Below are 19,950 nucleotides of genomic sequence, written 5' to 3' on the forward strand. Positions count from 1 at the left end.
GTCGGCACCAACCGGATCACCAGGCACAAGGGCCACGCATGACATCACCAGTGGGTTTCACGCTCGTTCAGCTCCGCTATTTCCTGGTCGCCGCCGAACGCGGCTCGATGACGGAGGCGTCGACGGAGCTGCGCATCGCCCAGTCCGCCGTCTCCACGGCCGTCCACAACCTGGAACGGGACCTGCGGGTGCAGCTTTTCATCCGCCGACGGGGCCGGGGCCTGACGCTGACACCCGCCGGGGAGCGGCTCCGGCAACAGGCGCGGGAACTGCTCGGCCGCGCCCGCGAGGTCGAACGAGAGGCCCGGGGAGACGGCGAGTCCCTCTCCGGACCCGTGGCCGTCGGCTGCTTCGTGACCCTGGCCCCCTACTACCTGCCACCCCTGTTCAGCGAGTGCACCCGACGCCACCCGGGCATCGAGATCGACGTCGTGGAGGGGGAGACGGACCAGCTCGTCCAGGCCCTGGCGGCGGGACGCATCGACTTCGCCCTCACCTACGACCTCGGTCTGTCGGCCGAGCCGGACCTGCGCGACGAGACCATCGCCCACGCCCCGGCGTACGTGCTCGTGGCGGCCGACCACCCGCTGGCCGGTAGGGACAGCCTGGAGCTGGCCGAACTCTCCGGGGAACCGCTCGTCCTCCTCGACCTCCCGCACAGCCGCGACTACTTCCGCTCGCTGGTGGCCGCCACCGGCACCGCGCCCGATGTCCGCTACCGCACCCGGAGCTACGAGACCGTGCGCTCCCTGGTGGCACGCGGACTGGGCTACTCCGTGCTCAACCAGCGGCCGGCGACCAGCCAGACCTACGGCGGCGGCGAGATCGCGGAACTCCCCCTCCGGGACGGCGGGCCGCCGCTCGAAGTCAGGATCGCCTCCCTGGGGGGCATGACCCAGACCGCCCGCGCTCGCGCCGTCATGGACGTACTGCGGGAGATCGCCCTCCGGCCCACCGAGGTCTGAGCGGGCGGCCGTTCGGCGCGCGAGGACCCGGGCGGTGACCGTCGCGCAATGATCGTCAGCGATCGCGTGCAGGTGATGATCGCCGGCGGCGGCCCCTTCGCCCGCACCCTCGGGGCGCCCGTGCGTACCACCCCGCTCTCCGTGGCGGTGGCCACCGCGTTCATGAGCGCGGCCATGCGGCCCGCGGGAGGCGACGCGGGCGGCCGGTGGAGCCGGGCCGGCGCCGCAAGAGCGGCCGCGGTGCTTGCCTCCGCTTTCGCGCGCCGGACGGCGGGAGCGGACAGTGGAGGTATGCGCACCCCGGAAGCGTGATGATCATGGAACGGTACCCAGCCATCGCGGACCACGGAGTCGTCGGGGACCTACAGACCGCCGCGCTGATCTCCTCCCAAGGGGTCGTCGACTGGTTCCCGGCGCCCCGGTTCGACTCGCCCAGCGTCTTCGCCGCCCTGCTCGACCACGACCGCGGCGGCCACTTCCGCTTCGCCCCCGAAGACCGGGGCAGCCGCACCTGCAAACAGCTCTACTACCCGGACACCGCGGTCCTCGTGACCCGGTTCATGTCCCCCGACGGCGTCGGCGAGGTCCTCGACTTCATGCCGCCCGACCGCACGGGCACCCCGTCCGACCGGCACGTGCTGATCCGCGGCGCCCGAGCCGTCCGCGGCACGGTCCGCTTCGACCTGGAATGCCGCCCGCGCTTCGACTACGCACGGGCCGACCACACCTGCGACCTGCGCGACGACACCGCCACCTTCCGGGCACCGGGCCTGACCGCACACCTCCAGAGCACCTTCCCGCTGCGCCCCGACGGCACCGACGTGTGCGGCACGGTCACCCTGCGCGCCGGAGAGCTGGCCGCGGCCGTCCTCACCGTCGACGCCGCGCCGCACGCACCGACCCCGCCACCCCTGACCCCGGACGCCGTCGAGGAACGCTTCTGGCAGGTCGTGGAGTTCTGGCAACGCTGGATCCTCACCTCCCGGTACCGCGGCCGCTGGCCGGGAGTCGTGCACCGCTCGGCGATCACCCTCAAACTGCTCACCTACGCCCCCACCGGGGCACCGGTCGCCGCGGCCACCATGGGCCTGCCCGAGCAGATCGGCGGCGAACGCAACTGGGACTACCGCTACACCTGGGTCCGCGACGCCTCACTCTCCGTACGGGCCCTCCTCGACCTGGGATTCGCCGAGGAGGCGGCGCAGTTCACCCACTGGCTGGGAGACCGCCTCCAGCCCCCGGAGGGCGGCCGGGACGAACCGCTCCAGATCATGTACCGCGTCGACGGGGACCCCGACCTCCCCGAGGAACTCCTGCCGCACCTCGCCGGCTACCGCGACTCGTCCCCCGTGCGCGTCGGCAACGCCGCCACCGGCCAACTGCAACTGGACATCTACGGCGAGGCGCTCTACGCCCTGTCGGAGGGCCGGGAGATCGCCATGCGGGCCGGCTACCACGGCTGGCAGAACCTCGCCCGGACGCTGGACTGGCTCGCCGGCTCCTGGGACCGCCCCGACGAGGGCATCTGGGAAACCCGCGGCGGCCGCAAGGACTTCACCTTCAGCCGGATGATGTCCTGGGTGGCCTTCGACCGGGGCCTGCGCCTGGCCGCCGAGTACAGCCGGCCCGCGGACACCGCCCGTTGGACCGCCGCCCGCGACGCGATCCTGGAACAGGTGATGCAGCGCGGCTGGGACGCGGAACAACGAGCCCTCGTCCAGCACTACGGCGGCACGGTGCTCGATGCCTCGCTCCTGCTCCTCCCGCGCCTGGGCTTCCTCGCACCCAAGACCGAGAGCTGGCTGTCGACGCTGGACGCCATCGAACGCACCCTGGTGTCGGACAGCCTCGTCTACCGCTACGACCCGCTCGCCTCGCCCGACGGTCTCCGCGGCTCCGAAGGCACCTTCAGCCTGTGCACCTTCCTCTACGTCGACGCCCTCGCCCGCGCCGGCCGCCTCCGCCAGGCACGCTACGCGTTCGAGAAGATGCAGACCTACGCCAACCACGTCGGCCTCTTCGCCGAGGAAATCGGCCCCAGCGGCGAGCAGTTGGGCAACTTTCCGCAGGCATTCACCCACCTGTCCCTCATCATGGCCGCCACCACGCTGGACGACGCCCTGGACCGGCAGCGGGACGGAGCACCGAGGTGGGACGCCCCACCAGGACGACTCGGCACCTGGCGCCACTGACGGCGGGCAAGCCGCGCCTCCGGCGCCAAGCGTCTGCGCCGTCAGGCGTCCCGCGCCGCGAACCCCGCCGGAAGCCAACGCCCCGACTCCCGGGCGCGCGCCGCGAGATGAGCGACATAGGCGTCGCGGACCTCCTCCGGCGCCGCGAACCCCGGCTCGCCCACGAGCCAGGCATCGGGCACCGCGGCAACGACCTCGCGCAGCAGCCCGGCGGTCACCCGCGGCGCCAACTCCGCGTCCGCGGCGGCCACATCGGGCCGATGGTGGACGAGCGCATGGTGCCGGAAGTCATACGCCCGCCCCGCCGCGTCCGCCGCGGTGTCCCAACGGTGGTGGAAGACCAGGGCGGCACCGTGGTCGATGAGCCACAGCCGGGGCCGCTGGTGCCCGGAGTTCGGCCAGGCCATGAGGTTGGGACTGTGCGTGGTGCGATCGACGTTGGCGGTGAACGCGTCCAACCAGACGATCCGGGCCGCCTCCGCGGGCTCGACGTCCACCGCATCGGCCGTGAAGTCGGCCGCCCCGGGCAGGAAGTCCATGCCGAGGTTGAGCCCCGCGCTGGCCCGCAGCAGGTCCTGCACCTCCTGATGCGGCTCCTCCCTGGCGACCTCCGGATCGAAGTGGACCAGGACCAACTCCGGTACCCGCAGCCCGAGTCGCCGCGCCAACTCGCCCACGATGACCTCGGCGACGAGTGCCTTCCGCCCCTGCGCCGAGCCGGTGAACTTGACGACGTAGGTCCCCAGGTCGTCCGCCTCGACGACGCCGGGCACCGACCCACCACTGCGCAGCGGCGTCACATACCGGACGGCCGTCACCGCCCGCAGCCCCCCTGATGCCGAGGTCATAGCCCCGTCCTCCTCCCAAGATCCGCCGTGGGCGCCCGACGACCACCTCCCGGGTCACCCGCACCGCATCGACTTCATTGGATCCTACTGTAAACATGGAATGCGTTACTCTTTTCTGGGTGCGGGCGGCGCCGATACTCGCCGCCCGATGGCCGATGTGCCCGCGAGCGAGCGGGAGTTGACGTGAGGGAAAGGGGCGGCATGACCGGCATGGAGAGTCGCGATGCGGCGGTGCGGCGCGTCAACGAGGCGTTGCAGGCGTACACGTTGTCCGCCGAGGGCTGGCGCCGCAGCCCCGGCGAGACCTTGCAGTGCGTCCTCGCCGACCTGCTGCACTGGTGCGACGACACCCAGCGCGACTTCGACGCCGCCCTGCGGCGGGCCCGCGACCGGCACGCCGAGGCGACCGGGCGGGCCGGCGGCGACGCCTGAGGCGCAGCGCAAGGTCGATGCCGGGAATGACACGCCCATGCCGGAGGAAACAGCGCGAAAGAGCGAACTGTTGGCCACTGTCCTAATGGCGACGTTCCGTATGCCGAAGGGAAGAGCAGAGAGCGGCAATGGGCCGCTTGGAATGATCGAAAGGTTCGGAATGTCACGGATCACTCGAATTACCGCCATGGCTGCTCTCGCGGCCACCACTGCTCTGGGCGGGAGTTCGGCTGCCTTCGCCGACAGCGGCGCAAAAGGCAGCGCCGTCCGTTCGCCCGGCGTGATTTCGGGCAACGTCATCCAGATCCCGTTGCACGTTCCCATCAACCTGTGCGGCAACACCGTTGATGTCATCGGGGTGTTGAACCCGGCCTTCGGCAACCACTGCCTCAACGGCCACTTCAAGCACCACAAGGGCCGCCACGGCCACGGTGGCGGTCGCCACTGAGCGGCTGAGCCACGGCTTCGACGCGACGGACCCGCCCCGTCCCTGTTCCGATCTCCTCGGTCAGGGACGGGGCGGGTCCGTTGTGCGGGCGGGGGCGAGCCGCGGGGTTCACGGCGCCGGTCGCTCCGGTGGGCGGGTGGTGGGGGTACGCAGGTCCTCGGCCGCGTCGGAGACCCGTTGCAGCAACTCCAGGAAAGTGGACCGCTCCTGGGGGTCCAGCGGGGCCAGGAAGATCTCGTTCATCCGGGCCGTTCGTGCGGAGAGCCTGCGGTGGAGGCGGGTGCCCTCCGTGGTGAGGCGGAGCGCGGAACGTCGGGCGTCCCTGGTGTCCCGGACCTTGTCGACCAGGCCGCGGGTGACCAACCGGCGGACCACTTCCGCGATGGTGGAGCGATCCAGGCCGACCCGCTCGCCGACGGTGCGCTGGTCCAGACCGTCCGCGCCGACCAGGGTGTTGAGCACCGCGAACTGCGGAGACGTGACGTCCTGCGAAACCATCGTGGTCCACAGCAGCGTGTGCGCCTGTTGCAGCCGACGGGCCAAGTGGCCGGGGTGGGTGCTGAGATCGAGCGGGGGCACGGCGATCCTGCTCCTCCCGGGCGGTGTGCGCTGCGCGACACTCGCCGCGCAATCCTCATTGCACTGAGGGTCTTGCCCTTGTCATCTCATCATGCCACGCTGCCGAACTGACGAGAGATAGTCAGTGTGCTGAGTATTTGACGTCGAGAGGAGGGGCGGATGGACAAGGTGGTGGCCTCGGCCGCGGAGGCGGTGGCCGACGTGCGGGACGGGGCGACGCTGGCCGTCGGCGGCTTCGGGCTCAGCGGGGTGCCCGACGTGCTCGTCCACGCCGTGTACGACAAGGGCGTCGAGGGACTGGGCATCGTGTCGAACAACTGCGGCGCGATGGACCGGGGGTTGGCCGTGCTGCTCGCCGCGGGCCGGATCGCCCGCGTCACCGGCTCGTACATCGGCGCCAACAAGGAGTTCGCACGCCGGTACCTGGCCGGCGAGTTGGAGGTCGAGATGATCCCGCAAGGGACGCTCGCCGAGCGGCTGCGCGCCGGGGGCGCCGGCATTCCCGCCTTCTACACCCCCGCCGGGGTCGGCACTCAGGTCGCCGACGGGGGACTGCCCTGGCGCTACGACGGCTCGGGCGGGATCGCGGTGGCCTCGCCGCCCAAGGAGGTGCGGGAATTCGACGGGCGCCGCTACGTGTTGGAGCACGGAATCCGCACCGACTTCGGGCTCGTCCGGGCCGCCCGGGGCGACCGGCACGGCAATCTGGTCTTCGCCAAGTCCGCGCGGAACTTCAACCCCCTTGCCGCGATGGCCGGACAAGTCACCATTGCCGAGGTGGAGCAACTGGTCGAGCCCGGTGAGATCGACCCGGACCACGTCCACCTGCCGGGCATCTTCGTCCAACGGGTCGTGGCGCTCACCGCGGAGCAGGCCGCCGACAAGCAGATCGAACGGCGCACCGTCGCCGTGCCGGAGACATCGGGAAAGGGGGCGCGCTGATGCCGTGGAGCCGCGAGGAGATGGCCGCCCGCGCCGCCCTGGAGCTGACGGATGGTCAGTACGTCAACCTCGGCATCGGACTGCCGACGCTGATCCCCAACTACCTGCCCGACGGCGTCGAGGTGATCCTGGAATCCGAGAACGGAATCCTGGGGACCGGACCGTACCCCACCGAGGACCAACTCGACCCCGACCTCATCAATGCCGGCAAGGAGACCGTCACCGTCCTGCCCGGCGCCGCCTACTTCGACTCCGCCCTCTCCTTCGGCATGATCCGCGGCGGCCACATCGACGTCGCGGTGCTCGGCGCGATGCAGGTCTCGCACCACGGCGACCTCGCCAACTGGGCCGTCCCCGGCAAGTTGATCACCGGAATCGGCGGCGCCATGGACCTGGTACACGGCGCCCGCACCGTCCTCGTCGTCATGACGCACAGCGCCAAGGACGGCTCGGCCAAACTGGTCGGCGACTGCACGCTCCCGCTGACCGGCCGGGCCTGTGTCGACCGGGTCATCACCGACCTCGGCGTGCTCGACGTCACCGGAGGCGGCTTCGTACTCGTCGAACGGGCGCCGGGCGTCACGGTCGAGGAGATCGTCGAGAGGACCGCCGCACCGGTCCGGATACCGGACCGGACCGCGGCGGACGGTCGAGATCCGGAAGAGCGCCGGTGAGCGGCGTCCAGGCGAGGCACTGAGCGCGGGAGCCCACGCGGCCATCGAACCAAGGGAGTTCACCACCCATGACAGCGACGCAAGGCGACATCGACCGGGAGATCGCGCGGGGGCGGGCGGCGTACGAGGAGGCCGTCGCCGGAGGAGTCCCGCGCACCCACCACCCGGCCCGGAACTACCCGCCCTACCGCTCCAGCGCACTGCGCCACCCCAAGCGGCCGCCGATCCTCGTGGCACTGGAGCGGGACCCGGAGGCCGTCGAACTGGCCTCACCCGTCTTCGGCGAGACCGACGTCACCGAACTGGACAACGACCTCACCCGCCAGCACCCGGGCGAGCCACTGGGCGAACGGATCACCGTCAGCGGCCGCCTGTTGGACCGCGCCGGCCACCCCGTACGCGGCCAACTGATCGAGATCTGGCAGGCCAACGCCGCCGGCCGCTACGCCCACCAACGCGACCAGCACTCCGCCCCGCTCGACCCCCACTTCACCGGCGTCGGCCGGACGTTGACCGACGACGACGGCGGCTACGCCTTCACCACGATCAGGCCCGGCGCGTACCCCTGGCGCAACCACACCGGTGCCTGGCGCCCCGCCCACATCCACTTCTCGCTCTTCGGGGCCGCGTTCACCCAGCGGCTGATCACCCAGATGTACTTCCCCGGCGACCCGCTCTTCGCGCGCGACCCGATCCTCCAGTCCGTCACCGACGAGGCAGCGCGGCAACGGCTGGTGGCCCGCTATGACCACGACCTGTCGCGGCCGGAGTGGTCCCTCGGCTACCACTGGGACATCGTGCTCGACGGGCCCACCGCCACCTGGATCGAGGAGGGACGCTGAGATGACGCCGCCCCCCGCGCTGCCGACGCCCGCCCACACCATCGGCCCGTTCTACGGATACGCCCTACCGTTCCCCGACGGCGGTGACGCGGCCCCGCACGGACACCCCGACGCGCTGACCCTGCACGGCCACGTCCTGGACGGCGCCGGCGCCCCGGTCCCCGACGCGCTGCTGGAATTCTGGGGACCCGGACCGGACGGCGAACTGCCGCGCGCCGCCGGGTCGTTGCGCCGCGACCCGGCCACCGGCGGCTTCCTCGGCCGGGACGGCGTCGGCTTCACCGGCTTCGCCCGCGTACCGACCGACGCCGACGGCCACTGGACGATCCGCACACTACGGCCCGCCGCCCGCGGCGAGGGCGCCCCCTACCTCGCGGTCTGCCTCTTCGCCCGTGGCCTCACCCGCCACCTGTTCACCCGGGTCTACCTGCCGGAGTCGGACGGACGACCGATGCCCGCGGACCCACTGCTGGACGGCCTGCCACCCGAACGGCGCGCGACGCTGCTGGCCACCGCCGAGCCGCGGGGCACCCATCGGTTCGACATCCGCTTGCAGGGCGACGCGGAGACCGTGTTCTTGGAGTTCGGATGAGTGTGGAGCGTCATGAGCAGGGCAGGCAGGGCGACTTCGGTTTGCTCGCGCCGGGACCGGTCGGGACGCCGGCCGAGGCCGCCACCGCGGACATCGGCTATCTCCAGGCGATGTTGGACGCCGAGTCCGCCCTGACCAGGGCCCAGGCGACCGTCGGGCTGGCCCCCGCCGAGGCGGCACGGGCCGTCGACGCGGCCGCCCACGCGGACCGCTTCGACGCCCGCGACCTCGCGCTGCGCGGGCGCTCCGGCGGCAATCCGGTCATTCCGCTGGTCGCCGCGCTGACCGCCGCGGTGGACGAGCGCCATGCGCCGTACGTCCATCGCGGCGCCACCAGCCAGGACATCCTCGACACCGCGTCGATGCTGGTCGCCCACCGGACGTTGGGGCCAGTCCTGGACGACCTGGAGCGCACGGCCGGCGCCCTGGCCCGCCTCGCCGCCGAGCACCGCGCGACGCCCATGCCCGGCCGGACCCTCACCCAGCACGCCGTCCCGACGACCTTCGGTCTCAAGGCCGCGGGGTGGCGCAGCCTGGTACTCGACGCCCGTGACCGGCTCACCGCGGTGCGATCCGCGCTGCCGGCTCAACTGGGTGGCGCCGCGGGGACATTGGCGGCCAGTCAGGCGTATGCGGAGGGCGAGGGGGTGTCGGACCCCACGGATGCCGTGCTGAGGCTGCTCCGGGCGTACGCCCGCGAAGTAGGGCTGCGCGAGCCCGAGTTGCCCTGGCACACCCTGCGCACTCCGCTCGCCGAGCTCGCCGGCGGCCTCGCCTTCGCCGCGGGGGCGCTCGGCAAGATGGCCGCCGATGTGCTGGTCCTCGCCCGTACCGAGGTCGGTGAGGTGAGCGAGGGAGCCGGCGGCGGTTCGTCGGCCATGCCGCACAAGGCCAACCCGGTGCGGGCCGCGCTCCTCGCCGCCGCGGCGCGCCGGGCGCCCGCGTTGGCCGCGGTCCTCTACGGGTGCCTGGCCGCGGAGGACGAACGGCCCGCCGGTGCCTGGCACGCGGAGTGGGAGACGTTGCGGGACCTGCTCCGCCTGACCGGGGGCGCGGCCCGGGACGCCGCGGAGCTCGTCAACGGCCTCCAGGTGCACCCGGCGCGGATGCGCGCCAACCTGGAGCTGACCGACGGCATGATCGTGTCGGAGCGGTTGTCCGCCGTCCTCGCCGGCCGACTGGGCCGGGCCGAAGCGCGCCGCCTGGTGACCGAGGCGGCGATCACGGTCCGGACCCAGGGAGGCACCCTGGCCGAGGCGCTCGCCGCCGAACCTGCCCTGGAGGGCGTGGAGTTGGGGGCACTGGCCGACCCCGCCCACTACACCGGAGCGGCGGCGGCCCTCACTGATCGGGCCCTCGGGAGGTCGTGAGCGACTGTCGGGTGGCATCGCCACGCGGGCCCCGCGCCCGTCCGAACTCCCGGGCGGCCAGGCCGAAGACGAGACCGCCGACCAGGAACCACGGGTTCCACAACGCCAGCGTCCACAGCCGTTGAGCCGGGCTGATGTCCCTCTCCGGGCCCGCCGTGCCGATCAGCAGCATCACCTCGATGGCGATACCACGCACCAGCAGCACGGCGCAGGCGCACCACCCCAAAGCCCGGATCGCCGACTCTGCCGGGCCACCAGGCAGCGGCCTGGAGAGCCGCCATCCCAGCCCGCCACCGACAAGGCAGAGCGCTCCCACACCCCACAAGCCCACTGCCACGAACCACCCGGGACGCTCACCGGCCAGCGGCCCCGCCGCGACGCTCAGGCCCCAACTACCGCCCAGCGCCCAGTAGAAGTGGAGCGCGGCGAACGCGACCGACCAGGCACACGCGCTACGCCCCCATAACCCCGGTATCCCCGACGTCGCCCTGTTTTGCGGATCTTCATGCATGGAGAGGAGCATGCCACTGTCCCGGTGTGCCCCGAGGTGCGCCGGCGCCACCGGTGTCTTGCCGCAACCCGGTGGAGTCCTTCGTGGGTGCGTGCTTGGATGGGCGGCATGGTGTCAGCCGACCGGTTGTTGGCCTTCGCGGGCATGTCGTTGTTGTTGATCGTGATCCCGGGACCCAGCGTGCTGTTCGTCATCGGGCGGGCGCTGGCGCACGGCCGCCGCGCCGCCTTGACCACCGTGGTGGGGAACACCCTGGGCTGCTATGTGCTCATCCTGGCCGTGGCGTTCGGGCTCGGATCACTGGTGGAACGCTCCCTCCTCCTCTTCACCGCGCTGAAGCTGGCGGGCGCGGCCTATCTCGTCCATCTCGGGGTGAAGGCGTGGCGACAACGCGGCGCACTCCAGGCCGAGTTCGCCGCCGAGCGGGGGACCGCCAAGGGCGGCCTGCGCACGCTCTGGGAGGGCTTCGCGGTCGGGGTGGCCAACCCCAAGACCATGGTGTTCTTCGCCGCCGTGCTCCCGCAGTTCGTCGACCGTGAGCGGGGCGGCGCGGCGGGGCAAATGCTGCTGCTCGGGCTGGTGTTCAACCTGATCGCGATGGCCTGCGACAGCGTCTGGGGGCTGGCCGCGGGGGCCGCACGGGCCTGGTTCGCGCGCTCGCCCCGGCGGCTGTCGGCGGTCGGTGGTGCCGGTGGGTTGGCGATGATCGGCCTCGGGGTGACGGTGGCCGCGTCCGGTCGCGCGGACTGAACGCGGCGCGCGGGGCGAAGGCGGGCGTCGGCGGCGGGCGTCAAAGGAGGAAGCGGGACAGGCTCTGGAGGACGCAGGCCGGTTTCGTGCCGCCCTCGATCTCCATCGTGCCGTCGACGGTGAGTTGCACGCCGCCGGGCACCTCGTCGACGGTGGCCAGGCGTGCGGCCAGCCGCAGTCGCGCGCCCACCGTCACCGGTGCCGGGAAACGGACCTTGTTCAGCCCGTAGTTGACCTTGGTGGTCACGCCGCGGACGTCCAGGAGCTGGGTGAACAGCGGGATGAAGAGCGCGAGGGTGAGATGACCGTGGGCGATCGGCGCGCCGAAGGGGCCGTCCTCGGCCCGCTCGGGGTCGACATGGATCCACTGGTGGTCGTCGGTGGCGTCGGCGAAGCCGTCGATCCGGTCCTGGGTGACGGTGATCCAGTCGCTGGTGCCGAGGTCGCTGTCGGCCAACTTCCGTAGTTCGTCGAGGCCGTTGACGGTGCGGCCGTTCTTGACGCGGTGGGGCATCTGTTCTCCTTGACGGTGCGGGGTGGTCAGGCGGTGCCGTGCTGGCGGCCGTGTTCCGCGCGGAGTTGGTCCTTGCGGACCTTTCCGGAGCCGGTGCGGGGGAGCGCGTCCACCAGTACGACGGACTTGGGGATCTTGTACGGGGCGAGGCGGCCGCGCAGGGACGCCAGGAGGCCGTCGGCCCGGGGCGCGGTGCCGGGGCGGGGGACGACGACCGCCAGCGGGACCTCGCCCCAGTCGTCGTCGGGGACGCCGATGACGGCGCACTCGGCGATGTCGGGCCGGGCGAGCAGGGCGTTCTCCACCTCGGCCGGGTAGATGTTCTCGCCGCCGGAGATGATCACGTCCTTGATGCGGTCGACGATGGTGAGGTAGCCGTCGGCGTCGATCCGGGCGGCGTCGCCGCTGCGGAACCAGCCGTCGGCGAAGGCTGCCGTGGTCTCCTCCGGCAGCCCCCAGTAGCCGCGCATGACGTGCGGGCCGCGGACCACCACCTCGCCGGTCTCCCCTACGTCGACGGAGCTCAGGCCGTCGCTCCGGACGACGCGCACCTCGGTGAAGAAGTGCGGCACCCCCGCCGATCCCGCCTTGGCCACGGCGTGTTCGGCGTCCAGGAAGAGCGTGCCGGGCGCCGCCTCGGTCATGCCGTACCCCTGGAGGAAGGTCAGGCCGCGTTCCTGGTAGGCGTCGATGAGCGGGGTGGGTACGGGGGAGCCGCCGCAGTTGAGCAGGCGGAGGCTGGACAGGTCGGCGGCCGCCCAACGGCGGTGTCGGGCAATGCGGTCGAACATGGTCGGCACGCCGAACATGTAGGTGATGCGGTGGCGTTCGATCTGGTCGAGGGTGTCGCCGGGGTCGAAGGAGTCGACGAGCAGGCAGCGGCCGCCCTTGAGGAGGACGGGCAGGGTGAGCATGTTGAGGCCGGCGGTGTGGAAGAGCGGTGCGGAGACCAACGCGGTCTCGTCGGCGAGCAGATCGAGGTCCACCAGGACGTTGAGGGCGTTCCAGGTGAGGTTGCCGTGGGTGAGCATCGCGCCCTTGGGGCGGCCGGTCGTGCCGGAGGTGTACATGAGGAGCGCGATGTCGTCGTGGGTGACCGGCTCGTCGACGGGCGCGGTGGGGGCGGCGGCGAGCAGCGCCTCGTAGGCGGGGCCGCCGGCCGGGAGGACGGTCCGTGGGCCGGCGTCGGCGCGCACCGCGTCGGCCAGGGGCGCGCAGGCGGGGGAGTGCAGCAGGGCGGCGGCGCCGGAGTCCCTTATCTGGTAGGCGAGTTCGGGCGCGGCCAGGCGGGTGTTGAGCGGGACGAAGACCGCGCCGAGGAGGCCGGCGGCGAACAGGGCCTCCAGGAAGGAGGGGTGGTTGGGGCCGAGATAGGCGATGCGGTCGCCGCGGCGGAGGCCGGCGGTCCGCAGGGCGTGCGCGAGTCGGGTGGTGCGCTCGTGGAGTTCGGCGTAGCTGAGGGTGGTGGACCGGTGCATCAGGGCGGTGCGGTGCGGGGTCTTGCGGGCCCGGCGGGCGGGCCAGGACCCCAGTCCGTCGTTGCGCATCACGTTCCCCTTCAGGAGCCGGCGCCGGTCAGTCCCAGCAGCCGGGCGGCGTTGGTCTTGAGGATCTTGGGGCGGACCTCGTCCTTGATCGGGAGGTCGGCGAAGTCGGCGAGCCAGCGGTCGGGGGTCAGCACGGGGTAGTCGGAGCCGAAGAGGACCTTGTCCTGGAGGAGGGAGTTGGCGTAGCGCACGAGTTGGGGCGGGAAGTACTTCGGGGACCAGCCGGAGAGGTCGATGTGCACGCCCGGCTTGTGGGTGGCCACGGCCAGCGCCTCGTCCTGCCACGGGAACGACGGATGGGCCAGGATGATCTTCAGGTGCGGGAAGTCGGCGGCGACGTCGTCCACGTGCAGCGGGTTGGAGTACTTCAGCCGGATTCCGCCGCCGCCCGGGAGGCCGGCGCCGATGCCGGTCTGGCCGGTGTGGAACAGCGCGATGCAGCCGGTCTCCTCGATCACCTCGTACAGCCCGTACGCCAGCCGGTCGTTGGGGTAGAAGCCCTGGATGCTGGGGTGGAACTTGAAGCCGCGGACGCCGTGTTCCTCGACCAGGCGGCGGGCCCGCCGGATGCCGGCGCGGCCCCGGAACGGATCGACGGAGGCGAACGGGATCAGCACGTCGGGATGGGCGGCGGCGGCCTCGGCCACCTCCTCGTTGGGCACCGGCGCGGTCCCGGTGGCGTGTTCGGCGTCCACCGTGAAGACCACCGCGGCCATCCGCCGCTCGCGGTAGTAGGCGGCGGTCTCCGCCAGCGTCGGTTTCCGGTCCCCGGTGACCTTGAAGTACGCGCCGGAGGCGGCGTGCAACTCCGCGGGCAGCGAGGCCCGTCCGTCCGCCGAGACCTCGCAGTGGGTGTGGACGTCGATGGCCGTCAGGGCGGCCACGTCGATGCCGGTCATCGGGCCTCCGTGAGGTCGGGGGCGGGGATGCCGACGGTCTGTGCGGCGCGGCCGACCGAGGTGTGCCAGGCGGTGGCGAGCGCCTGCGGGGTCCAGCCGCCGTCGGCGTAGGCGGTGGCGACCTCCTGGGGGTGCGACCACAGGGTGAGCTTGTCGCCGCCGATGCCGATGCACTGGCCGGTGATCCCGCGGGCCGCGTCGGAGGCGAGGAAGGGCACCAGCGCGGCGCAGTCCTCGGGGGTGCCGAACCCCTCGCCCTTGCGCAGCGCGCCCGGCAGCGGAGCGCCGTGCTCCATCGCCTCGACGTGGGGGGCGAAGGCGGGAAGGGTCCGGGTCATGGCGGTCGCGGCGACCGGCACGATCGCATTGACCGTGATGCCGGCCCTGGCCAACTCCATGGACCAGGTGCGGGCCATGGCCGCGATACCGGCCTTGGCCGCCGCGTAGTTGGTCTGGCCGAGGTTGCCGCGCTGGCCCGCGGGCGAGCCGACCAGCACCAGGCTGCCGCCCCGCCCCTGGGCCCGCAGGTGGACCGCGGCGGCCCGGGCGCAGGTGAAGGTGCCCCGCAGATGCGTGGTGACGACGGCGTCGAAGTCGTCGTCGGTCATCTTCCACAGCATCCGGTCGCGCAGGATCCCGGCGTTGGTGACCAGTACGTCCAGGCGGCCGAAGGCGTGCACGGCGCGGGCGACGAGCCGGTCGGCGGCCTCGGCGGTGCCGACCGGGACGGTCTCGGCGACCGCCGTTCCGCCGGCCGCGGTGACGGCGGCCACGGCCCGTTCGGCGGCCGCCTCGTCGACGTCGTTGACGACGACCGCGGCGCCCGCGGCGGCCAGGGCGGTGGCGTAGGCCAGGCCGAGCCCGCGGCCGGAGCCGGTGACCACGGCGACCTTGCCGGTGAGATCGATGGGGGAGGGGTGTGCCATGGGAAGTCCCTTCGTGGAGCGGGGAGTTGCGCAGGGCGGGAGGGGCGTCGGAGAGCTGTGCTCGATCCGCGCCGGACGATCCATAGCGAAGTTAAGACCAATAATTGTTGACGTCAATGGTTGTCGGCGACACCAGTGCTGCGCCATGCTGGGCGCAGCACACCCCGCGCACCGGCCCCACCCGGGCCCCGACCAGGGAGCACGCCATCGCCAGCAAGCAACCGCCCACCCGCGGAGCGGAATCCGTCGCCCCCGACCAACCCTGGATGCGCGGCCTGCACTCCGACACCGGCTACCTCCTCTACCGACTCGGCCTGCGCTCCGGACAGATGTTCAACGCCGCCCTCCAGGAATCCGGGGTGCGGCTGCGCCACTACGCGCTGCTGCGCTACCTCGCCACCGCCGAGGGCGCCCTGCAACGGGAGTTGAGCACCCGCCTCGGCTACGACCCCAGCGCCATCGTCGGCCTCGTCGACGACCTCGAAGGGCTCGGCTTCGTCGAGCGACGCCCGGCACCCACCGACCGGCGCAGCCGCCTCATCGTCCTCACCGAAGACGGCCGCGCCTTCCTGCGCGACACCGACCGGATGAGCCGCCACGTCACCGAGCAACTGCTCGCACCGCTCTCCGAAGCCGAACGCACCGCGCTGCACGGGTTGTTGCTGCGCGCCTCGGAGCCCGACCCTTCCTGACCGGGCAGCACCCGCGGTACCCGGCGTGCGGCCCGCCCGGCCGCACGTCCCTCCCACCCATCGATCGAGGAGGAACCCGCCCGTGAAACCCCGCATCCCCACCCCACGCGCCACCGGTGCCCTGGCCGCCGCCCTGCTCGCCGCCGGCACCCTCGGCGCCACCACCCCCGCGCACGCCACCGGTCGGACCGTCCACCTCCACGGCACGCTGGCCTCCGGCGCCACCTACGTGCTCGACGCACCGGCCCACTGGAACGGCACCCTCCTGCTCTTCAGCCACGGCTACCGCGCGGCGGGCTCCTCGAACCCCGCCGAGGACGCCTCCGACGCCCGCACCGCACGACTGCTCCTCGCCGAGGGATACGCGCTCGCCGGATCCTCGTACGCCACCACCGGATGGGCCGTGGCGCAGGCCGTCCCCGACCAACTCGCCACCTTCGACGCCTTCACCGCGCGCATCGGCCGGGCCCAACGCACCATCGCCTGGGGCCAGTCCTACGGCGGACTGGTGACCACCGCCCTCGCCGAACGCCACCCCGACCGCCTCGACGGCTCACTGTCGACCTGCGGCCTCGTCCAGGGCGGCGTCGCCAACTGGAACTCCACCCTCGACCCGGTCTTCGCCCTCAAGACCCTCCTCGCCCCCGGCTCGCGCATCCCCCTGACCCGCCTCGGCAGCCAGGCCAACGCCCGCGCCGCCGCCCGCGCGCTCACCGGCGCCGTCACCCGGGCACAGCGCAGCGCCACCGGCCGGGCCCGCATCGCGCTCGCCGCCGCCCTGCACAACATCCCCGGCTGGAACGACCCCGCCCAGACCCGCCCGGCCCCCACCGACTACACCGCCCAACAGGCCAACCAGTACCAGGCGATGACCGGCCTACTGGCGATGCCCGCGTTCTCCTGGCGCCGGGAAGCCGAACACCGCGCCGGTGGCTCCCCCTCCTGGAACACCGGGGTGAACTACGCCGCCCTGCTCCGCCGCTCCGCCGACTACCCAGAGGTCAAGGCCCTCTACAAGGCCGCCGGACGGTCCCTCGCCCACGACCTCGCCACACTCAACAAGGCCCCCAGGCTCCACGCCGACCCCTCCGCCGTCGCCTACCTCACCCGGAACATCGCCTTCACCGGCCGCCTCCGCAAGCCCCAACTGGACATCCACACCGCGGGCGACCCCCTCATCCCCGTACAGTCCGAAAGTGCCTACCGGCGCGCGGTGTCCGCCGCCGGCACCACGCGCCTGCTCCGCCAGGCGTACGTGGACAACGCCGGCCACTGCACCTTCACCCCCGCCGAACGGGCCGCCGCCCTGCACGCCGTCGACCGCCGGATCACCACCGGCCACTGGGGCGGCACCGGCCCCGCCGCGCTCAACACCGCGGCCCACCGCCTCGACCCCACCACCGCGGCCCGCTACATCGCCTTCCGCCCGGGCCCCTACCCTCGCCCCTTCGACCTCGCCCACCACCACCGCACCAACACCCGCCGTGTGAACGACAATTGACGACACGTCATGCCATGAATGCCCTTACTCCACGTGTCCGCAGACCGAGCAGACGAACTGGCTCTCCTGCGTCGGCCTCCCGTCCCCGTCCGTCTCGACCGTCCGGTACATGGTGCCGCCGCACTTGCCGCAGCCTCTGGTCTCAATGAGCTGACCCATGCGCAGATCCTCCATCGGGGGGCGCGCACGGCACCCGCCGCGCAGCGCCAGTGCGTAATCGAGCAGGACGAACGCCTCTTGCCGGCCCCGCTCGCGGATGGTGATGTCGTCCGCGGTCTCACCCGTCGCCGCGACGCGACCGCAGCGATAGCACCAGTGCCGGTTACTCTGGGCGCCCGGCTCCAGCATCGACAAGCCGCAGTCAGGACAGTCCACCGTCGGCCTCCTTGACGAATCCGCACCGCGCGCAGACGGAGATCGAGCGGCCGTCCCGATCCCGTTGGCCCCACATGGTGTTCCGGCACCGCGGGCAGCCGCTGGTGTGGATGCCGCGCGGCCCGAGCGGCGGCGGCTCGGGGGTGGACTCCACATACGCGATGATCAACGCCCGGTCCCGCTCGCTGTTCCCGGCCATGCGCAACAGATTCGCCATCCGCGAGCGTGCTTCGTCGGCGAAGGTCCCCATGGCGCGGAGGTTACTTGGCCGGCGCGCGCGAGACGATGACCTTCCCCGGGAGTGCACTCGATCAGTTGAGATGACCAGCACCGCAGCGGGAGCCCGAGCGCGTCGCGGGCCCCGATCCCCGTCAATGTTAAGTCAGTTGCTTGACTTACGTTTTCGGTCGGCGTTGACTGACCGCCGACTTCAAGCGACTTCGGGACGAAGGGAGACGGTGGTGAGCCACGACAACGGCGGCCCCGCACTGGGCTATCCGCTCACGGCACCGAACGCGTTGGCGGCGCCCGAGGAGTGGGGTGAGCTGCGCGCCTCGTGCCCGGTGGCCCCCGTGACCCTCCCCAGCGGCGACCGCGCCGCGCTGCTGACCCGCTACGCCGACGTCAAGCAGGTGCTCGCCGACCCGCGTTGCACCCGCCAGTTGGACGCCGAGGGCGCCGCCCGCATCTCCGCCGACGACACCGGCGGCGTCTTCAACAGCGAGATGGCCGCGTCCCTCAACGGCGCGGGCCAGCAACGGTGGCGGCGGATGCTGACCAAGTGGTTCACCGCCAAGCGGATGGCCGCGCTGCGCCCGACGATCGAGGCCATGGCCGAGCGGCTCGTCGACGAGATGATCGCGCACGGCCACCCGGCGGACCTCAAGGCCGCCGTCGGCTTCCCGCTGCCGGTCTGGGTCATCTGCGACCTGCTCGGCGTCCCCGCAGCCGACCGCGACCGGTTCTCCCGCTGGTCCGACATGCTGCTGAACCTCACCCGCTACGACCAGCGCGAAATAGCCACCGCCCAGCGGAACTTCCACGCCTACATGACCGCGCACCTGGAGACCCGGCGTCGCGATCCGGGCGAGGACCTGCTCAGCTCCCTGCTCACCGCGACCGACGCCGACGGCGGCCGACTGACCGACGACCAACTCGCCGCCACCGGCCAGGCACTGCTGATCGCCGGCCACGAGACCACCGCCAACATGATCGGCAAGATGATGGCGCTGCTGCTCGCCGACCGGCGCCGCTGGGAGCAACTGGTCGCCGACCGCTCGCTGGTGCGCACCGCCGTGGAGGAGGTCCTGCGGTTCGACGCCAACGCCGGCTTCGGCATGCCCCGTTACGTCACCGACGACATCGAGGTCGCCGGCACCGTCCTGGCCCGCGGCACGACCCTGGTGTGCAGCATGGCCGCCGCCAACCGCGACGAGGAGACGTTCGCCGGCGCCGACGCGATGAGCCTGGACCGCAGCCCCAACCCCCACCTCGCCTTCGGCTCCGGCCCGCACTCCTGCCTGGGCCAGTCACTGGCCCGCACCGAACTCCAGGTCGTCCTCGACGTGCTGCTGCACCGCCTCCCCACCCTCGAACTCGCCGTTCCCGCCGGGGAGTTGCGACGCATCGAGGGACTGGTCGTCGGCGGCCTGCGGGAAGTTCCGGTCCGGTGGTGACGATGTCCCTCAAAGCCGCCCGCTCCGCGGGGACCCGGGAGGCCATCCTCACCGCGGCGGAGCGCCTGTTCGCCGAGCACGGCGTGTCCGCCGTCTCCAACCGCCAGATCAGCGAGGCCGCCGGCCAGGGCAACAACGCCGCCGTCGGCTACCACTTCGGCGCCAAGACCGAGCTGATCCGGGCCGTCGTCCGCCGCCACGCCGAGCCGATCGACGCCCTGCGCCAACGCATGCTCGCCCGCACCGGCGCGTCCCGCGAAGTGCGTGACTGGGTGGCCTGCCTGGTGCGACCGGGTGCCCAACACCTGGCGGAGCTGGGCGGCCCCACCTGGTACGCGCGGTTCGCCGCCCAACTGATGACCGACCCGGTGCTCCGCGAGCTGATGATCGACGAGGCGTTCGGCCCGTCCCTCGCCCACACCCTCGACGGCCTCAACCGCTGCCTGCCCGACCTCCCGCCGCCGGTACGCCTCCAACGCGGCGACATGGCACGCCACTTGATGGTGCACGCCCTCGCCGAACGCGAACGAGCCCTGGCTGACGGAGCCACCGTCGGCCACGCCGACTGGGGCACCTACGCGGACGGACTTGTCGACGCCCTGAGCGGCCTGTGGCTGGCGCCGGTGACGATCGCCCCGTGACGGCCGTCGAGCCGACCGGGGAGCGGCGCGGCCC

Annotated in this window: 24 protein-coding genes; 15 read left to right on the forward strand and 9 right to left on the reverse strand. The window is 72.3% G+C overall.

From position 1 onward, the window contains the following. The first annotated feature begins 38 nt into the window (after positions 1 to 38). From PV796_RS38170 to PV796_RS38180, 3 genes are read left to right on the forward strand one after another with little or no spacing between them, the layout of a single operon-like run. Positions 39 to 965 (forward strand): LysR family transcriptional regulator, encoded by a 927-nt coding sequence (locus tag PV796_RS38170; RefSeq protein WP_274918373.1) that lies wholly within the window; start codon positions 39 to 41, stop codon positions 963 to 965. A gap of 48 nt (positions 966 to 1,013) precedes the next feature. Next, positions 1,014 to 1,277 carry a hypothetical protein gene (locus tag PV796_RS38175; protein ID WP_274918374.1) on the forward strand — a complete coding sequence of 88 codons (264 nt, stop codon included), beginning with the start codon at positions 1,014 to 1,016 and terminating at the stop codon, positions 1,275 to 1,277. Between the two features lie 5 nt (positions 1,278 to 1,282). Beyond that, complete coding sequence (locus tag PV796_RS38180) at positions 1,283 to 3,157, forward strand: glycoside hydrolase family 15 protein (RefSeq protein WP_274918375.1); 1,875 nt, start codon at positions 1,283 to 1,285, stop codon at positions 3,155 to 3,157. A gap of 41 nt (positions 3,158 to 3,198) precedes the next feature. Here PV796_RS38180 and PV796_RS38185 read toward each other — a convergent pair whose 3' ends face one another. Further along, positions 3,199 to 4,005, reverse strand: a complete 807-nt coding sequence (locus PV796_RS38185) for a HipA family kinase (RefSeq protein WP_274918376.1) — start codon at positions 4,003 to 4,005, stop codon at positions 3,199 to 3,201. A gap of 201 nt (positions 4,006 to 4,206) precedes the next feature. On the opposite strand from PV796_RS38185, the gene PV796_RS38190 reads away from it, so the two are divergent. Together PV796_RS38190 and PV796_RS38195 are read left to right on the forward strand one after the other, a co-directional pair. Further along, positions 4,207 to 4,437 carry a hypothetical protein gene (locus PV796_RS38190; protein ID WP_274918377.1) on the forward strand — a complete coding sequence of 77 codons (231 nt, stop codon included), beginning with the start codon at positions 4,207 to 4,209 and terminating at the stop codon, positions 4,435 to 4,437. Positions 4,438 to 4,474: 37 nt separating this feature from the next. Continuing rightward, the gene (locus PV796_RS38195; protein ID WP_376564018.1) at positions 4,475 to 4,885 is read left to right on the forward strand and encodes a chaplin; all 411 of its coding nucleotides are present in this window, start codon (positions 4,475 to 4,477) and stop codon (positions 4,883 to 4,885) included. A 108-nt stretch (positions 4,886 to 4,993) separates the two neighbouring features. Here the strand turns inward: PV796_RS38195 and PV796_RS38200 are convergent, their stop codons facing one another. Continuing rightward, a complete protein-coding gene (locus tag PV796_RS38200) occupies positions 4,994 to 5,464 on the reverse strand; it encodes a MarR family winged helix-turn-helix transcriptional regulator (protein ID WP_274918379.1) in 471 nt (156 codons plus the stop codon). Between the two features lie 159 nt (positions 5,465 to 5,623). Here PV796_RS38200 and PV796_RS38205 point away from each other — a divergent pair, with 159 nt between their 5' ends. The 5 genes from PV796_RS38205 to pcaB all read left to right on the forward strand — a co-directional run bounded on the left by PV796_RS38205 (position 5,624) and on the right by pcaB (position 9,884). After that, a complete protein-coding gene (locus PV796_RS38205; protein WP_274918381.1) occupies positions 5,624 to 6,406 on the forward strand; it encodes a CoA transferase subunit A in 783 nt (260 codons plus the stop codon). Then, positions 6,406 to 7,080, forward strand: a complete 675-nt coding sequence (locus tag PV796_RS38210; protein ID WP_274918383.1) for a CoA transferase subunit B — start codon at positions 6,406 to 6,408, stop codon at positions 7,078 to 7,080. Before PV796_RS38205 ends, PV796_RS38210 begins: the two co-directional genes overlap by 1 nt. Positions 7,081 to 7,148: 68 nt before the next feature. Then, positions 7,149 to 7,922 (forward strand): protocatechuate 3,4-dioxygenase subunit beta, encoded by a 774-nt coding sequence (gene pcaH / locus PV796_RS38215; RefSeq protein ID WP_274918385.1) that lies wholly within the window; start codon positions 7,149 to 7,151, stop codon positions 7,920 to 7,922. Between the two features lies 1 nt (position 7,923). Continuing rightward, a complete protein-coding gene (pcaG, locus tag PV796_RS38220) occupies positions 7,924 to 8,514 on the forward strand; it encodes a protocatechuate 3,4-dioxygenase subunit alpha (protein ID WP_274918387.1) in 591 nt (196 codons plus the stop codon). Then, positions 8,511 to 9,884 carry a 3-carboxy-cis,cis-muconate cycloisomerase gene (pcaB, locus tag PV796_RS38225; protein ID WP_274918389.1) on the forward strand — a complete coding sequence of 458 codons (1,374 nt, stop codon included), beginning with the start codon at positions 8,511 to 8,513 and terminating at the stop codon, positions 9,882 to 9,884. The genes pcaG and pcaB overlap by 4 nt, the downstream gene beginning before the upstream one ends. Here pcaB and PV796_RS38230 read toward each other — a convergent pair. Then, positions 9,856 to 10,407, reverse strand: a complete 552-nt coding sequence (locus PV796_RS38230) for a DUF3995 domain-containing protein (RefSeq protein ID WP_342456944.1) — start codon at positions 10,405 to 10,407, stop codon at positions 9,856 to 9,858. The two genes, pcaB and PV796_RS38230, sit on opposite strands and share 29 nt — an antisense overlap. 96 nt (positions 10,408 to 10,503) lie before the next feature. Between PV796_RS38230 and PV796_RS38235 the strand changes: the two genes are divergently transcribed. Next, a complete protein-coding gene (locus PV796_RS38235) occupies positions 10,504 to 11,145 on the forward strand; it encodes a LysE family translocator (RefSeq protein WP_274918390.1) in 642 nt (213 codons plus the stop codon). 40 nt (positions 11,146 to 11,185) lie between these two features. Here the strand turns inward: PV796_RS38235 and PV796_RS38240 are convergent, their stop codons facing one another. The 4 genes from PV796_RS38240 to PV796_RS38255 are packed head-to-tail and all read right to left on the reverse strand — an operon-like array spanning position 11,186 to position 15,031. Beyond that, complete coding sequence (locus PV796_RS38240; protein WP_274918391.1) at positions 11,186 to 11,659, reverse strand: MaoC family dehydratase; 474 nt, start codon at positions 11,657 to 11,659, stop codon at positions 11,186 to 11,188. 26 nt (positions 11,660 to 11,685) lie between these two features. Continuing rightward, entirely contained in the window at positions 11,686 to 13,206 is a 1,521-nt protein-coding gene (menE, locus tag PV796_RS38245; protein ID WP_274918392.1) for an o-succinylbenzoate--CoA ligase, read from the reverse strand. A gap of 11 nt (positions 13,207 to 13,217) precedes the next feature. Further along, positions 13,218 to 14,105, reverse strand: coding sequence for an amidohydrolase family protein (locus PV796_RS38250; RefSeq protein ID WP_446750654.1), 888 nt, complete (start codon positions 14,103 to 14,105; stop codon positions 13,218 to 13,220). Then, positions 14,102 to 15,031: an SDR family NAD(P)-dependent oxidoreductase gene (locus PV796_RS38255; RefSeq protein ID WP_274918394.1), complete on the reverse strand. Its 930-nt coding sequence runs from the start codon at positions 15,029 to 15,031 to the stop codon at positions 14,102 to 14,104. Before PV796_RS38255 ends, PV796_RS38250 begins: the two co-directional genes overlap by 4 nt. Before the next feature lie 266 nt (positions 15,032 to 15,297). Between PV796_RS38255 and PV796_RS38260 the strand changes: the two genes are divergently transcribed. Together PV796_RS38260 and PV796_RS38265 are read left to right on the forward strand one after the other, a co-directional pair. Further along, entirely contained in the window at positions 15,298 to 15,723 is a 426-nt protein-coding gene (locus PV796_RS38260) for a MarR family winged helix-turn-helix transcriptional regulator (protein WP_274919380.1), read from the forward strand. A gap of 82 nt (positions 15,724 to 15,805) precedes the next feature. Continuing rightward, positions 15,806 to 17,224, forward strand: a complete 1,419-nt coding sequence (locus PV796_RS38265; protein ID WP_446750655.1) for an alpha/beta hydrolase family protein — start codon at positions 15,806 to 15,808, stop codon at positions 17,222 to 17,224. 24 nt (positions 17,225 to 17,248) lie between these two features. Here PV796_RS38265 and PV796_RS38270 read toward each other — a convergent pair whose 3' ends face one another. Both PV796_RS38270 and PV796_RS38275 read right to left on the reverse strand, forming a co-directional pair. Continuing rightward, positions 17,249 to 17,599 carry a hypothetical protein gene (locus PV796_RS38270; protein ID WP_274918395.1) on the reverse strand — a complete coding sequence of 117 codons (351 nt, stop codon included), beginning with the start codon at positions 17,597 to 17,599 and terminating at the stop codon, positions 17,249 to 17,251. Continuing rightward, a complete protein-coding gene (locus PV796_RS38275; protein ID WP_274918396.1) occupies positions 17,586 to 17,849 on the reverse strand; it encodes a hypothetical protein in 264 nt (87 codons plus the stop codon). The genes PV796_RS38270 and PV796_RS38275 overlap by 14 nt, the downstream gene beginning before the upstream one ends. A gap of 211 nt (positions 17,850 to 18,060) precedes the next feature. Here PV796_RS38275 and PV796_RS38280 point away from each other — a divergent pair, with 211 nt between their 5' ends. Then, positions 18,061 to 19,275, forward strand: coding sequence for a cytochrome P450 (locus tag PV796_RS38280; RefSeq protein ID WP_274918397.1), 1,215 nt, complete (start codon positions 18,061 to 18,063; stop codon positions 19,273 to 19,275). A 2-nt stretch (positions 19,276 to 19,277) separates the two neighbouring features. Next, positions 19,278 to 19,916, forward strand: a complete 639-nt coding sequence (locus tag PV796_RS38285; protein ID WP_274918398.1) for a TetR/AcrR family transcriptional regulator — start codon at positions 19,278 to 19,280, stop codon at positions 19,914 to 19,916. Positions 19,917 to 19,950 lie beyond the last annotated feature (34 nt).

This window comes from Streptomyces sp. WZ-12 (assembly GCF_028898845.1).
Lineage (GTDB): Bacteria > Actinomycetota > Actinomycetes > Streptomycetales > Streptomycetaceae > Streptomyces.